The organism is Pseudonocardia sp. DR1-2 (assembly GCF_023717215.1).
Lineage (GTDB): Bacteria > Actinomycetota > Actinomycetes > Mycobacteriales > Pseudonocardiaceae > Pseudonocardia > Pseudonocardia alni.
Genome location: NZ_JAMQOF010000002.1, coordinates 604,775 through 619,162 on the forward strand (window position 1 = coordinate 604,775; position 14,388 = coordinate 619,162).

The 14,388-nt window shown below is 72.7% G+C and carries 14 protein-coding genes; 10 read left to right on the forward strand and 4 right to left on the reverse strand.

Going from position 1 to position 14,388, the window contains the following annotated elements:
- Positions 1 to 8: 8 nt before the first annotated feature.
- Both ND486_RS07670 and ND486_RS07675 read right to left on the reverse strand, forming a co-directional pair.
- The gene (locus ND486_RS07670) at positions 9 to 347 is read right to left on the reverse strand and encodes a hypothetical protein (RefSeq protein ID WP_251783392.1); all 339 of its coding nucleotides are present in this window, start codon (positions 345 to 347) and stop codon (positions 9 to 11) included.
- Positions 348 to 427: 80 nt separating this feature from the next.
- Positions 428 to 955, reverse strand: coding sequence for a DUF3558 family protein (locus ND486_RS07675; protein ID WP_251783393.1), 528 nt, complete (start codon positions 953 to 955; stop codon positions 428 to 430).
- Positions 956 to 1,246: 291 nt separating this feature from the next.
- On the opposite strand from ND486_RS07675, the gene dnaK reads away from it, so the two are divergent.
- From dnaK to ND486_RS07695, 4 genes are all read left to right on the forward strand, one after another.
- On the forward strand, positions 1,247 to 3,118 hold the full coding sequence (gene dnaK, locus ND486_RS07680) for a molecular chaperone DnaK (protein WP_251783394.1): 1,872 nt from the start codon (positions 1,247 to 1,249) through the stop codon (positions 3,116 to 3,118).
- A gap of 38 nt (positions 3,119 to 3,156) precedes the next feature.
- On the forward strand, positions 3,157 to 3,819 hold the full coding sequence (gene grpE, locus ND486_RS07685; protein WP_251783395.1) for a nucleotide exchange factor GrpE: 663 nt from the start codon (positions 3,157 to 3,159) through the stop codon (positions 3,817 to 3,819).
- A gap of 88 nt (positions 3,820 to 3,907) precedes the next feature.
- On the forward strand, positions 3,908 to 5,134 hold the full coding sequence (gene dnaJ / locus ND486_RS07690) for a molecular chaperone DnaJ (RefSeq protein ID WP_251783396.1): 1,227 nt from the start codon (positions 3,908 to 3,910) through the stop codon (positions 5,132 to 5,134).
- Positions 5,135 to 5,139: 5 nt separating this feature from the next.
- Positions 5,140 to 5,595: a heat shock protein transcriptional repressor HspR gene (locus tag ND486_RS07695; protein ID WP_301549047.1), complete on the forward strand. Its 456-nt coding sequence runs from the start codon at positions 5,140 to 5,142 to the stop codon at positions 5,593 to 5,595.
- 29 nt (positions 5,596 to 5,624) lie between these two features.
- On the opposite strand, the gene ND486_RS07700 is transcribed toward ND486_RS07695, so the two are convergent.
- Entirely contained in the window at positions 5,625 to 6,815 is a 1,191-nt protein-coding gene (locus tag ND486_RS07700; protein ID WP_224401102.1) for an MFS transporter, read from the reverse strand.
- 267 nt (positions 6,816 to 7,082) lie between these two features.
- On the opposite strand from ND486_RS07700, the gene ND486_RS07705 reads away from it, so the two are divergent.
- From ND486_RS07705 to ND486_RS07720, 4 genes are all read left to right on the forward strand, one after another.
- A complete protein-coding gene (locus tag ND486_RS07705; protein ID WP_251783397.1) occupies positions 7,083 to 8,639 on the forward strand; it encodes an ABC transporter substrate-binding protein in 1,557 nt (518 codons plus the stop codon).
- Complete coding sequence (locus tag ND486_RS07710) at positions 8,636 to 9,577, forward strand: ABC transporter permease (protein ID WP_251783398.1); 942 nt, start codon at positions 8,636 to 8,638, stop codon at positions 9,575 to 9,577. The genes ND486_RS07705 and ND486_RS07710 overlap by 4 nt, the downstream gene beginning before the upstream one ends.
- Entirely contained in the window at positions 9,574 to 10,431 is an 858-nt protein-coding gene (locus ND486_RS07715) for an ABC transporter permease (RefSeq protein ID WP_251783399.1), read from the forward strand. Before ND486_RS07710 ends, ND486_RS07715 begins: the two co-directional genes overlap by 4 nt.
- 63 nt (positions 10,432 to 10,494) lie before the next feature.
- On the forward strand, positions 10,495 to 11,298 hold the full coding sequence (locus tag ND486_RS07720) for a TauD/TfdA family dioxygenase (protein WP_251783400.1): 804 nt from the start codon (positions 10,495 to 10,497) through the stop codon (positions 11,296 to 11,298).
- A 69-nt stretch (positions 11,299 to 11,367) separates the two neighbouring features.
- Here the strand turns inward: ND486_RS07720 and ND486_RS07725 are convergent, their stop codons facing one another.
- Entirely contained in the window at positions 11,368 to 12,540 is a 1,173-nt protein-coding gene (locus ND486_RS07725) for a globin domain-containing protein (protein WP_174525529.1), read from the reverse strand.
- A gap of 314 nt (positions 12,541 to 12,854) precedes the next feature.
- On the opposite strand from ND486_RS07725, the gene ND486_RS07730 reads away from it, so the two are divergent.
- Complete coding sequence (locus ND486_RS07730) at positions 12,855 to 13,664, forward strand: pyridoxamine 5'-phosphate oxidase family protein (protein ID WP_251783401.1); 810 nt, start codon at positions 12,855 to 12,857, stop codon at positions 13,662 to 13,664.
- A gap of 211 nt (positions 13,665 to 13,875) precedes the next feature.
- The gene (locus ND486_RS07735; RefSeq protein ID WP_224401105.1) at positions 13,876 to 14,220 is read left to right on the forward strand and encodes a hypothetical protein; all 345 of its coding nucleotides are present in this window, start codon (positions 13,876 to 13,878) and stop codon (positions 14,218 to 14,220) included.
- Positions 14,221 to 14,388: the final 168 nt, after the last annotated feature.

Sequence of the window (14,388 nt, forward strand, 5' to 3'; positions counted from 1 at the left end):
CGCGAGTCTCAGATCGCGAACGAACGAGCGATGGCGTCCTCGCCGAGCTCGAAGACGACCGCCGTCGCTCGGAGTCGTCGGACCGCTTCCTCCAACTCGGTCTGATGCTGCGCGTGCGTCGCGATCGTCCGCTCGAACCTGTCCTGGAACGCCGGTGTCGCGACTCCCGAGATCGGATCGTCCCCGCAGGGACCGACCCGTGTCCTCTGCGCGCTGCGGAGAGATTCGCGAATGGCGACGATCTGGGCGGACAGGGCGCGACCGACCTCGAGCACGTTGTCCGGCGAGATCTGGCTCATCAAGGCGTCCGACGAGCCGCCCACGGTCCCTCGCTGGGTCTGTTCCACGGCTGGAACGTAGGTGCGCCGGCGCCCGGGGACAGCGGTTCCCGCAGCTCCCGTCGCGATTGCGAAGTCGCGGAGCCGGATCAGCGACGCAGGAGCGAGGGCAGAGCGGCAGCGGCCACGGCCCGGGCCCTCGTGCACAGGTCGCGGTCGGTGGTTCCGGAACGCCGGAGGTTCGACGACGTCGCCATGGCCTGCGCTCGCAACGACGTCGCATCGTCGATGTCGACACCCACCTCGCACGAGGGGTACGAGCTCGACGGATACACGGTCTCGGCGGCGCGGTATCCCGACACGTCGACCGGTGCCGTTCCCGGAACGGACAGGAGCTGAGACGTCGGAACCGGGATGAACTGCAGGTTGACGTCGACCGCCGCCGGGCCTGTGCCCAGATAGCCGCAGGTCGGGGCAGGACGACCTCCGATCGTCGCGTCGTCGGCCTTGCCGGCCCCCAGATCGAGGTCCGAGCGCTGTGCGGTGTCGAGCAGCTCGCACGGATGGCGTCCGCTCACATCGATGGCGGCCGGGCGCGCGGGCACGGTGGGGTCCGCTGCGAGACCTGGCGGCTGTGGCGTGCAGGAGGTGAGCCCGACGATCACAGCGGTGCCCACGACGCCGAGGGCCGTGCGACGCGCAGCCGGTACGAGCACGGTGATCCTCCGTCGACGATCGAGCGGCCACAGGCTAGCCCGCCCCACCCCCGTCGACGGCCGTTCGGAGCACCCGCGAACGTCGTGGATAAAAGTTGAGTCCCCTGGGAACAAGTCTTCCGGGTCGCCCGTTGACCCCCATGAGAGCAAGTTGAGCAGGACCCACTCAAGGGCGATGCACGAGGCGCTCCCCGGCCTGGTACAACTTGAGCCGGACGCACTCACACCCCACACATCTCGGAGGCAGTCACCATGGCTCGTACGGTCGGTATCGACCTCGGGACCACCAACTCCGTCGTCGCCGTCCTCGAGGGTGGCGAGCCGACGGTGATCGCGAACTCGGAGGGTGCCCGCACCACTCCGTCGATCGTCGCGTTCGCGCGCAACGGCGAGGTCCTCACCGGTCAGTCGGCGAAGAACCAGGCGGTCACCAACTCCGACCGCACGTTCCGCTCGGTCAAGCGTCACATCGGCACCGACTGGAAGACGTCGGAGATCGACGGCAAGACCTTCGCGGCGCAGGAGATCAGCGCCCGCGTCCTGCAGAAGCTGAAGCGGGACGCCGAGGCATACCTGGGCGACGAGGTCACCGACGCCGTCATCACGGTGCCCGCGTACTTCGAGGACGCGCAGCGCCAGGCGACCAAGGAGGCCGGCCAGATCGCCGGTCTGAACGTGCTCCGGATCGTCAACGAGCCGACCGCGGCCGCGCTGGCCTACGGCCTCGACAAGGGCGACAAGGAGCAGACCATCCTGGTCTTCGACCTGGGTGGCGGCACGTTCGACGTGTCCCTGCTGGAGATCGCCGAGGGCGTGGTCGAGGTCAAGGCCACCAACGGCGACAACCACCTCGGTGGTGACGACTGGGACGAGCGGGTCGTCAGCTGGCTCGTCGACAAGTTCAAGTCCTCCCAGGGCATCGACCTGACCAAGGACAAGATGGCGATGCAGCGGCTCCGCGAGGCCGCCGAGAAGGCGAAGATCGAGCTGTCCAGCTCCTCGTCGACCAGCATCAACCTGCCCTACATCACGGTCGACTCGGACAAGAACCCGCTGTTCCTGGACGAGACGCTGTCCCGCGCGGAGTTCCAGCGGGTCACCCAGGACCTCCTGGACCGCACCCGCAACCCGTTCAACCAGGTCATCAAGGACGCCGGCATCTCGGTGAACCAGATCGACCACGTCGTGCTCGTCGGTGGCTCCACCCGGATGCCCGCCGTCACCGAGCTCGTCAAGGAGCTGACCGGCGGCAAGGAGCCCAACAAGGGCGTCAACCCGGACGAGGTCGTCGCCGCCGGCGCCGCCCTGCAGGCCGGTGTGCTGCGCGGTGAGGTCAAGGACGTCCTGCTGCTCGACGTCACCCCGCTGTCCCTCGGCATCGAGACCAAGGGCGGCGTCATGACCAAGCTGATCGAGAAGAACACCACGATCCCGACCAAGCGCTCGGAGATCTTCTCCACCGCGGACGACAACCAGCCGTCGGTGCAGATCCAGGTCTTCCAGGGCGAGCGCGAGATCGCCGCGTACAACAAGAAGCTCGGCATGTTCGAGCTGACCGGCATCGCGCCGGCGCCGCGCGGCGTCCCGCAGATCGAGGTCTCCTTCGACATCGACGCCAACGGCATCGTCAACGTGTCCGCCAAGGACATGGGCACCGGCAAGAGCCAGGAGATGACGATCACCGGCGGGTCGGCCCTGTCCAAGGACGACATCGACCGCATGGTCAAGGAGGCCGAGGCGCACGCCGAGGAGGACGCCAAGCGTCGCGAGGAGGCGGAGACCCGCAACCAGGCGGAGACCCTCGTCTACCAGACGGAGAAGTTCGTCAAGGAGAACGACGAGAAGCTCCCCTCCGACGTGAAGGACGCGGTGAACGCCGCCCTGGGCGAGACCCAGGAGGCGCTGAAGGGCACCGACCACGAGGCGATCAAGTCCTCGATGGAGAAGCTCGCCACCGAGTCCCAGAAGATGGGGTCCGCCCTGTACTCGCAGCCCGGTGCCGAGGGCGCCGCGGGTGCCGGTGCCGAGGGTGGTGCCGGCGCGGCCGGTGCCTCCGACGCGCAGGACGACGTCGTCGACGCCGAGATCGTGGACGACGACAAGGACGCCAAGGGCGGCAAGTGACGGCCGGCGGCCATCCACGGGACGACAGGACGGTCGACATGGCTGACGAACAGAAGCAGGAGGAGCCGGTGACGTTCCGGGACCGCCGCAAGGTGGACCCGGAGACCGGCGAGGTCCGTCCCGACGCCGACGCGAACGGGGCCGCCGACACGGCGGCCCCGGCCGGGGACGGCGAGCAGGTCGCGGGCCCGGCCGACGGGGAGGACCCGGAGCTCGAGAAGCTGCGGGCCGAGGTCGCCGAGCGCACCGCGGACCTGCAGCGGGTCAGCGCCGAGTACGCCAACTACCGGCGTCGGGCCGACCGGGACCGTGAGCAGACCAAGGTGGACGCGAAGGTCTCCTTCGCGAACGACCTGCTGGTGGTGCTCGACGACTTCGAGCGCGCCGCCCAGCACGGCGACCTCACGGGACCGTTCAAGGCCGCGGCCGACAAGGTCACCACGGTGCTGACCAAGCTCGGTCTCGAGCCGTTCGGGACCGAGGGCGAGTCCTTCGACCCGCAGCTCCACGAGGCCGTGCAGCACGAGCCGGCCGAGGGCTCCGGCCCCACGGTCACCGTGCTGTCGACGGTGCTGCGCCGTGGCTACCGCATCTCCGACCGGGTCCTCCGGCCGGCGATGGTGACCGTGCAGGACCGCCCCGAGGCTCCGGCCGGGGGCGGCGCGGACGCCGGCGACGGCGAGCCGCAGAACCCGGCCTGACCAGGACGGGAAGGGACGTGACCGCGCGGTGCGGTGGGAGGCGACCGGCCTCCCGCCGCACCGCGGGTCTGATCGGGAAGGAGGCGGAGTGACCCAGCGCGACTGGATCGAGAAGGACTTCTACCGCGAGCTGGGCGTCTCCTCGACGGCGTCCCAGGACGAGATCAAGAAGGCGTACCGCAAGCTCGCCCGCGAGCTGCACCCGGACGCGAACCCCGGTGACGAGAAGGCCGAGACCCGCTTCAAGGCGGTCTCCGAGGCCTACGGCGTGCTGGGCGACGAGTCGAAGCGCAAGGAGTACGACGAGACCCGCGCGATGTTCGCGGGCGGCGGCGGCTTCGGCGGGTTCGGCACCGGCGGTGGCTTCCCCGGTGGTGCGCGCCCCGGTGGCGCCGGCCAGGGCGGCTTCGACATCAACGACCTGTTCGGCCAGGCCGGCCGGTCCGGCGGTGCCGGGGCCGGCGACTTCAGCGACATCCTCGGCGACATCTTCGGCCGCACCGCGCGGAACAACGCCGGTGGTGCGGGCGGGTACGGCACGGCCGGTGCCCGCCGCGGCCAGGACGTCGAGAGCAGCCTGACCATCTCCTTCGACGACGCGGTGCGCGGCGCGACGGTGCCGATCAAGCTGTCCTCGCCGGGGCGTTGCGAGCGCTGCGGCGGCACCGGGTCCCGGCCCGGCAGCACCCCGCGCACCTGCCCGACCTGCTCCGGTCAGGGTCTGGTGAACCGCAGCCAGGGCGCGTTCTCGTTCTCCGAGCCGTGCCGCGACTGCCGCGGGACCGGCCGGATCATCGACGACCCGTGCCCCGAGTGCCACGGCGACGGCGTGTCCACCCGGACCCGGTCGCTGACGGTGCGGGTGCCCGCCGGCGTCGACGACGGGCAGAAGGTACGGCTCGCGGGCCAGGGCGAGCCCGGTCGCGGCGGCGCGCCCGCCGGTGACCTCTACGTCACGGTCTCGGTCACCCCGCACCGGATCTTCGGGCGGTCGCCGAAGAACTCCGACGACCTGACCCTCACCGTGCCGGTGACCTTCCCCGAGCTGGCTCTGGGTGCGACCCTGACGGTGCCGACGCTCGACAGCACCGTCTCGCTGCGGATCCCGCCGGGGACCGCCAGCGGCCGGACGTTCCGGGTGTCGGGGCGTGGGGTCGAGCGCAAGAACGGGAAGAAGGGCAATCTGCTGGTCACCGTCGAGGTGGCGGTGCCGCAGAAGCTGGACGAGGCGGCCACCAGTGCGCTGGAGGCCTACGCCGAGGCGACGTCGTCGTTCGACCCGCGGGCCGATCTGCTCGGTAGCACCAGGAGGTGATGGCGGTGGCCGGACGACGCACCCCCCGGGACGGGGAGGAACCGCTGACCGTCGACGTGGCACACGACAGCCCGGTGTTCGTCATCTCGGTCGCCGCGCAGCTGTCCGGCCTGCACGCCCAGACCCTGCGCAGCTACGACCGGATCGGCCTGGTCAGCCCGGGCCGGTCCGCGGGCGGCGGGCGTCGCTACTCCCAGCGCGACATCGCATTGCTGCGCGAGGTGCAGCGGCTCTCCCAGGAGGAGGGCGTGAACCTCGCGGGCGTCAAGCGGATCATCGAGCTGGAGCAGATGGTCGACGAGCTCTCGGCACGCCTCGAGGAGGCCACTGCCGAGCTCGACGCGGTCCGTGCCGCCGCCGCGCAGGCCACGGCGGCGGTGCACCGCTCCTACCGGCGCGACCTGGTGCCGGTGGACCGGCGCCAGGCCGTCGTGCGCTGGCGCCCCGCAGACGACGGCTGAGTCCCCCGGGCGGTGCGGGCCCGGACGGCTCAGGCCGCCGTCAGGACCCCGCGGCGGGCCAGCAGCCCGAGCACCACGGCGCCCAGCAGCGGGACCGCGGCCAGCACCGCGAACGGCAGCGCCGGCGGGAACGCCGGGTCCAGCAGCGCGCCGACGCCCGTCGAGCCGACGAGCACCATCAGCCCGCCGAACGAGGCCAGCACCCCGAAGTGGGCGCCCAGCCTGCGCTCCCCGGCGAGCCGGGGCACCAGGTCCTGCGCGACCGGCACGGCGAACATCTCGCCGAAGGTCAGCAGCAGCACCATCAGCACCGCGGGTGCGAGCGCCCACCACCCCGGCAGGCCCGGCAGCAGCCGCGCCACCGCGACGACGGTGAACGACGCGGCCATCAGGCAGAACCCGAGCACCACCGAGCGGCCGGCCCCGATCCGGCGGCCCCACGTCGTCACCCTCATCTGCAGGGTGATCACCAGCACGGACATCAGCACGAACAGGAAGCCCAGTGCCGCGGTGCGACCGATGCGCTCCAGTTCGTCGGGCAGCGCCAGGTACAGCTGGTTGTAGGACAGCAGCCAGCCCGAGTAGCCGGCCGCGAACAGCATGAAGCGACGGTTGCCCAGCACCTCGCCCCAGCCCGCGAGCATCGGCCGTCCGGCCTGCTCGGCCTCCCGCCACGGCAGCCACCGCCAGTGCGCCAGCCCCACCAGCACGAAGCCGGCGGCGGCGACCAGGCAGGCCAGCTGGAAGTCGACCAGCATGAGCGCGGTGCCGACCAGCGGCCCGGTGACCGTCCCGACCTGACCGGCGACGGCGAACATCGCGAACACCTCGGTCCGCGGCGGGCCCTCCCCGGCGCGTTCCCGTTCCCCGGCCTCCCGCGCCAGCGACGACTCGACGGCCGGCGAGAACAGGGCGGCCGCGAACCCGGTCAGCAGTGCCCCGCCGATGACCGCGGGCAGCGTGCCGGCGGCCCCGAGGAGGATGAATCCGGTCACGCGCAGCGCGCACCCGGCGAGCACGACCGGCTTCGCACCGAACCGATCGGTCAGGGTCCCGCCGATCACGAACAGCCCCTGCTGGCTGAACGTCCGCAGCCCCAGCACGAGCCCGACGGCCGCCGCGGCGAGCCCGAGATCCTCGGCCAGGTGTGTGGCCAGGTAGGGCAGCACCATGTAGAAGCCCACGTTGAAGGCCAGCTGGGTGCTGATCAGCAGTTTCATGACCGGCGGGAGCCCGCTGAAGCGCTCCCGGCGACCGATGCGGAGCGGAGCCGCGGGACGCGGGTCCGACTCGGGATCGGCGGGGCGGCGGAGCAGACTGCGGAGCACCACGAAGTGGTACCAGGTCGCCCTCTGCAGCCGCGACTCGATGGCAGTAACGACATATGCGCATGCGTGCACACACTTGACCGTGTGTACAGGCTTACCGAAGATCTTCCGGGCGCCGGGTGACACACGGTCGAGGGGCGCCGGAGAGGACAGGTCGCAATGCCCGCCGCGCGCGCCGTCGTAGCACCCCGTCGTTCCCGGTTGCGGGTCGCCGTCGCCGTGGCGGTGAGCGCCGTGGTCCTCACCGCCTGCGGTGGCAGCGGCGGCGGGAGCGGCCGGGTCGTCCCGGACGGGCAGGCCACGATCGCGATGGCCTTCGGCCCGTCGGCCGGCTACGGGGTGGACACCGACGACGCGTTCGTCGTCTCCCAGCTGGGTGTGACCGAGTCCCTGGTGGCGTCTGGGCCGGACGGCCGGCCGCGACCCGCACTGGCGACGGCGTGGGCCCAGCAGTCCGACCCGCGGACCTGGCGGTTCGAGCTGCGCCCCGGCGTGACCTTCCAGAACGGCGAGCCGCTCACCGGGGAGGCCGCCGCGACCGCCCTGAACTGGGTGGCCGGCGTCGCCGCGCCGCCGCGCGCGGTGCGCGGGATCGGCATGCAGGCCGCCGCGGACGGCGCGGACGCCGTGCGCGTCACGACGACGAAGCCCGACCCGATCCTGCCGCTGCGGCTGTCCAGCGCGAACACCGCGATCCTGGCGCCGTCGGCGTACCGGGCCACCCCGCCGTCGGTCCAGCAGACCGGCACCGGCCCGATGACGATCACCCAGGCGAACGGCACCCAGTCGGTGACCCTCGTCCGCAACGACCGCTACTGGGGCGAGCGCCCGCAGCTGGCCGGTGTCACCGCGAACTTCGTGCCCGACCCGGCCGCCCGCGCCCTGGCGCTGCGGGCCGGCGACGCCGACATCGCCCAGGAGCTCCCCGAGTCCAGCGCCCTGGAGTTCAGCGGTGACGAGTACGTGAACCAGACCGTCGCCGCGCCCCGGACGGCGTCGCTGATCCTCAACCAGTCCCGCACGCCCTTCGCCGACATCCGGGTGCGTCAGGCCGTCGCCGCCGCGGTGGACCGCACCGCGCTCGGCGAGCAGGCCCTCGCCGGGTCGGCGGTCCCGGCCTCGGAGCTGTTCGGCCCGGCGGTGGCATGGGGCTCGCAGGACGCCCCGCCGCCCGCCGACCCCGCGCGCGCCCGCCAGCTGCTGACCGAGGCCGGCTACGGCCCGGAAAACCCGCTGCGGATCGAGCTGGGTGCCTACGGCGCCCGCCCCGAGCTCCCGACCCTGGCCACCGCCGTCCAGGAGATGCTCCGCGGGGCCGGCATCGAGGCCACCGTCCGCATCGGCGACTACGACGCCCGCGAGCCGCAGCTGCTCGCCGGTGACTTCGACATGTACCTGCTCTCGCGCAGCTACCTGCTCGACGTGCCGGACGCCGGCGCCACGCTGACCACCGACTACACCTGCCAGGGCTCCTACAACCTCAACCACTACTGCTCGCCGGAGTTCGACGCCCTGCTCGCCCCGCTGGCCACCGAGACCGACCCGGCCGCACGGCAGAAGGTCTTCACCGAGGCCGCGGCGAAGCTGAACGCCGACGTCGTCGGGGTCCCGCTGGTGCACACCAACGCGAACGGCGTCGGGCACCGGGTCACCGGCTACACCGTCGACCCGCTGGCCAGGTCGCTCGTCGTCCCCGGGCTGGCGACGACGGAGTGACCGCACTCGTCGCGCGCAGGCTGCTGGCGCTACCGCTGGTCGCCGTGGCCGCGGCGGTGCTGGTGTTTCTGCTCCCGCGGTTCTCCGGCCAGGACACCGCGCTCGCGATCCTGCGCAGCCGGACCGGGGAGTCCGACCCGGACCCGGCGGTGCTGGCCGCCCTGCGGGAGCAGTACGGCCTCGACGGCTCCTGGTGGGACCAGTTCACGGGCTGGGCCGGCGCGCTGCTGCGCGGCGACCTCGGTATCTCCTGGACCAGCCGTACTCCCGTCTCGGGCCTGCTCTGGCCCGCGCTCGGGGTGTCGCTGACCCTCGCCCTCGCCGCGCTGGTGCTGGCGGCCCTGGTGGGCATCCCGCTCGGGGTGCGCGCCGCGCGCCGTCCCGGCGGCCGGCTCGACCGGGTCCTGACCACCGGCTCGGTGCTGGGTGTCGCGATCCCCGAGTTCGTGCTCGGGACGGCGCTGGTGCTCGCCTTCGCCGTCACCGTGCCGGTGCTGCCCGCGACCGGCTGGGGCGGGGTCGACCAGGCCGTGCTGCCGGTGGTCACGCTCGCCGCGTTCCCCGCCGCGCTCGCCGCCCAGCTCGTGCGCGCCGAGACCCTCGACGCGCTGGCCCGCCCGCACGTCGCCGTCGCGAGGTCCAAGGGCATCAGCGACGGACGGGTGCTGTGGCGCCACGGCGGCCGCCTGGCCCTGACCTCGGTGACCTCGCTGTCCGGGCTGTTCCTCGGCGGTCTGCTCGGCGGCTCGGTCGTGGTCGAGGTGCTGTTCGCGATCCCCGGCCTGGGCCGCCTGCTCTACGACGCCGTGCTGGGCCAGGACCTGCCGGTCGTGCAGGCCGGGCTCCTCGCGATTGTGCTGGTCGCCGCCGTCGCCGGGATCCTCGCCGAGCTGCTCGCGCTCGCGCTGGACCCGGTCGCCCGGAGCGCCGTCCGGTGACCGCCCCGGCACTGGCCCGCCCGGCGGACGCACGCGCGCGCGTCGCCCGGCACGCGACGTGGTGGCGGGCGGGGGCGCTGGTCCTGCTCGGGGTGCTCGTCGTGGTCGCCCTGCTGCCGCTCGACCCGGTCGCCAACGACCTGTCCCACCGCTTCGCCGGGCCGTCGGCCGCGCACCCGCTCGGCACCGACCAGCTCGGCCGCGACGTGCTCGCCCGGCTCGCCGTCGGCGCCCGGCTCTCGGTCGGGTTCACCCTGGTCGCACTCGCGCTGTGCGCGGGGATCGGGACGGTGCTGGGCGTGCTCGCGGCCTGGTGCGGACGGGCGGTCGGGCAGCTGTTCCAGCGCACCATCGACGTGCTCGTCGCGATCCCGGCGGTGCTGATCGGTCTCGTGGTGGTCGCCGCGTCCGGCGGGGCGCCGGGCGTGTGGTCGCTGCTGGTGGCGATCGTCGTCGCCGGGTGGACGCCGTTCGCCCGGCTCACCTACCAGCTCGTGGTCCGCGAACGCGCCCGCGAGTACGTCGAGGGTGCCGTCGCCGTCGGCGCCGGGCCGCTGCGGATCGCGTTCCGGCACGTCCTGCCGAACCTCGCCCGGCCGCTGCTGTCGCACCTGTGCCTGCGGTTCGCGAACGTCCTGCTGACCGTGGCCGGGCTGTCGTTCCTCGGGCTCGGTCCGCAGCCGCCCACCCCGGAGTGGGGGGCGATGCTCGCCGACGGGCGGCAGTTCCTGTTCAACGCCCCGCAGCTCGTCCTGCTGCCCGCGCTGGCCGTCGTCGGGACGGCCCTGCTCGTCACCTCGCTGGGCCGCGGGCTGGAACGCCGGTGGACGACCGGTCCGACCGGACAGTTCTGACATCGCTTCGTTCCTGCCAGACTGCTGCGAGTACGGATGAACGGCAGGAGGTACGTCGTGGCGATGACCGGAACCGACGGACGGCGCAGGGGCGAGGCGCGACCGGAGCTGAAGAGCCTGGTGGACGAGACCGGGGTCGTGCCCCGCGCGGCGGCGCTCGGCGAGGCCCGGGAGGTGCTGGCCCGCGACGGCGTCGTCCGGATCCCCGGCGCGGGCCCGGACCCGGAGGCGATGGTCGTCGCCGCGGCCACCCTGCTCGGCGGGCGGCTGCGCGAGCTGTTCGGCATCCGGCCACAGGGCGGGACCGACTCGCCGGTCCTCGGCCTGCACAACGACGGCGCGTTCCTCGAGGCCGACGTGCACGGCCGCACCGTACGGCTGCGCGACCCCGACGAGGACTTCCTGTTCATGCACTGCACCTCCCCGGCACCGTCCGGGGGCGACTCGGTGCTCGTCGACGGCTATGCGCTCGCCGAGCGGATCGCCGCGGAGCACCCGTCGCTGCACGGGTTCCTGACCGGCTGCGACGTGGACTTCTTCGGCAGCCGGACGAACCCGCCGCGCGGTGTGCCGCCGACCCCGCTGCTGCGCCGGATGATCGAGCACACCCGTGGTGGCCGGCGTGCGGTCCGAGCGAGCGACTACGCGCTGCCGGTGCCGCGCGAGCCGTACTGGGACACCCACCTCGCGCACATCGAGTCCTACGCCGACGTGCTCGCCACCGCGTTCGAGGCCGCACCGCGGTTCCGGCTGGAGAGCGGGGACCTGCTGGTCCTCGACAACTACCGCTTCCTGCACGGGCGCGACGCGTTCACCGGCAGCCGGGAGCTGCACGTGCTGTCGGTGCGCACCACCGAGGCCTTCTGACCGGCCCCCGCGACGACGACGGCCGCCCTCCCGGCGCGGGAGGGCGGCCGTAGTGGCGTACGGGCCGGCTCAGTCCATGGTGAACGGGTCGTAGGTGATGCGGTCGAGCGGCGTGCCCGCGACCAGCATCCGCGACACCGTGGAGCGGATCATCGACGGCGACCCGCAGACCAGGACGTCGTGGTCGCTCCAGGCGCCGAACCGGGTCACGACGTCGGCCAGGGTGCCGGTCTCGGCCCCGGACGGCTCGTCCTCGTACTCCACGACCGGGATGACGTCGAGCCACGGGTAGTTGTAGGACAGCTTGCGCAGCGAGGTGAAGTCGTACAGGTCGTCCCACGTGCGGCCGCCGACGAACACCTGGGTGCGCGGCGGCTGGGGGCGCCGGCCGACCTCGTCGAGCAGCGCCTTCATCGGGGCGACGCCGGTGCCGCCGGCCACCATCAGCAGCTCGCGACGGGTGTTCTGCGGGACGGCCATCCGGCCCATCGGCGGGCCGATCCGCCAGGTCTCGCCGACCCGGCTGTGCGCGACGATCGCGCGGCTGACCCAGCCGCCCTCGACCGCGCGGACGTGGAACTGGATCGTCCCGTCGCGACGCGGCGCGTTGGCCGGGGACAGGTAGCGCCACAGCCGCGGGCGGTGCGGTGTCTCCACCGAGACGTACTGGCCGGCCTGGTAGGGCACCGGCTGGTCGGTCGCGACGGTGACCACGGCCAGGTCCCAGCCGATCCGGCGGTGCTCGACGACCCGGCCCAGCCAGGACGCGGGCCCGCGCTCGGCCGCGGCGGCCTGCTGCATCGCGTCCGCGACGATCCCGTACGCGCCGGTCCAGGCCTTCTCGATCTCCGGGGTCCAGTTCTCGCCCGCGAACGTGGCGATCGCCGAGAGCAGGGCGGCGCCGACCGCGTCGTAGTGCTGGGACAGTACGCCGAACTTGCGGTGGTCGCGGCCGAGCTGCTGCAGGAACGGGACGAGGTCGTCGGGCTGGTCGACCATCTGCACCACGTGCACGAGGGCGCGCAGCAGCCGGCTGCGCTGCACCTCCATGTTCACGGGGAACAGGTCACGCGTCTCGGGCGCCTGGCTGAACAGCGTGGCGTAGAAGTGCTTGCCGATGTCCTCGGCCTGCGGCTCGACGAGGGCGAAGCTGGTCCGGATGAGCTCGACGGTGCGGTCCGCCTCCGAGGCGGGGCGTCGCGGCGGGGCGACGTCGCCGGCGATCAGCTGGTCAGCAGTCATGCCTGGCGGACACTCTCCTCGGTCGTGCTCCGTGCCGCGGTGACACCGGGCGTCGACGCCCGCGTTCCGCCGGTTAGGGTACGCGAGAGACTCCATCCGCCGGAACGGCGTACGCCGACCGACTCACCAGTGTGTGGTGAGCGGGTACGCATTGTCACTCATCATCCGTTCGGGGACGGCGGTCACTCGTCATGGCGTGGGTGGCGCCGTGGTCAGGATAGCGCCCATCGCGGGGAATGCCGACGTGGCGTGTCCCGGGCCGGTCGGAGCCGTGATCGTTTGGTCCTGGCCGCGCCGGATGGCACGGTTGTCCTGTGCCGTTGCGAATCCCCGCCGTCGTCCTGCCCGGACGGGACCGTCCGGCCACGCCGCCGGTGGTCGTCCCCGCGACCCCGGAGCGCGGCGTGCCCGACGCCCCGGAGGTCACCGACGGACCGCACCGGCCCGGCTCCGCGGGTGAGCACGCGTTGCAGGCCGAGGTGGGCAGCTCCGCCCGCGCCGGCCGGTTCTACGACGACCAGCTCCGCGACCGGCTGCTGCCGCGGATGATCGAGTTCGTCGGGCGGATGGAGATGGCCTTCGTCGCGACGTCCGACGCGCACGGCGAGTGCGACAGCTCGCTGCGGGCCGGCCCGCCCGGGTTCCTGCACGTGCTGGACCCGCACACGCTGGCCTACCCCGAGTACCGGGGCAACGGCGTGTACGCCAGCCTCGGCAACCTGGTGGAGAACCCGCACGTCGGGATGCTGATGGTCGACTTCACCGAGTCGCTGATCGGGCTGCACGTCAACGGCCGCGCCCGGATCATGGACGACGACGCCTTCCGCACCGTCTACCCCGGGCACGCGCGCGACCACGCCGCGGGCCGCCGCGCCGAGCGCTGGGTGGTGGTGGACGTGGAGGAGGCCTACATCCACTGCCGCAAGCACATCCCGCGGATGGAGCGGGTGACGCAGCGGCGCGCCTGGGGGACCGACGACCCGGCCCGCAAGGGCGGCGACTTCTTCGGAGCCAAGGGGACCGAGCCGCGGGTGCCGCGGCCCTCGCGTCGCCGGTTCCCGAGCACGACCCACCTCGGCGCGGGGGCCTCGCGGACGCTCCGGGGCCGCCCGCACGGCCGCTGACCTGGGGCGACGGTTGCGCACCAGAGGATACTCCGATCAAGTGAACCGAGCGCCGTGACCCCGGTCGATGCCGGTCGTTGACAGCAGCAGACCGTCACCGACCGAGCACGCTCGGTCGAACCCCCGGGCGGTCGGACGGCAGGCGACACCCACGGGCTCCGGGTGCCGTTCGCGTCGTCCTGTATCGGATACACCACAGGAGAAGCCAGACATGCTGTCGAAGAAGAAGCTCGGCCTCGTCGTCGCCGGTACCGCCGCCACGCTGGCCGCGGCCGCGCCGTTCGCCTTCGCGGGCGACTACGGCCACGACAAGGGCGAGCACCACGGCGCCCCGACGAAGGCCTGCGCCTTCGAGGGTGGCGACGCCGACGCCAAGGGCAAGATCGTCACCGAGGGCTCGCTCAACGCTCTGGCGCAGGCCCCGGTCGCCGGCTCGAACATCGGCCAGGCCGGCAACTGCAGCGACTTCCTGAACGACAACGTCCGGGACAACGCGAACGACAACTTCAGCGACAACGACAACCGCGTCACGGTGATCGACAACAGCGAGCGCTGATCGTCGCACCCGTTCCACCCGCGGCCCGTCCGGAACCTTCCGGGCGGGCCGCGGCCGTTCCCGGAACTTCTCGGTGTTGAGCGGAATGGACTCAACTTTTCTGCGGTTGACCCTGTCGAGAGGTGCACCGGCCGGGCAGACTGTGGAGCAGCGGCCCGGGGTGCCGCT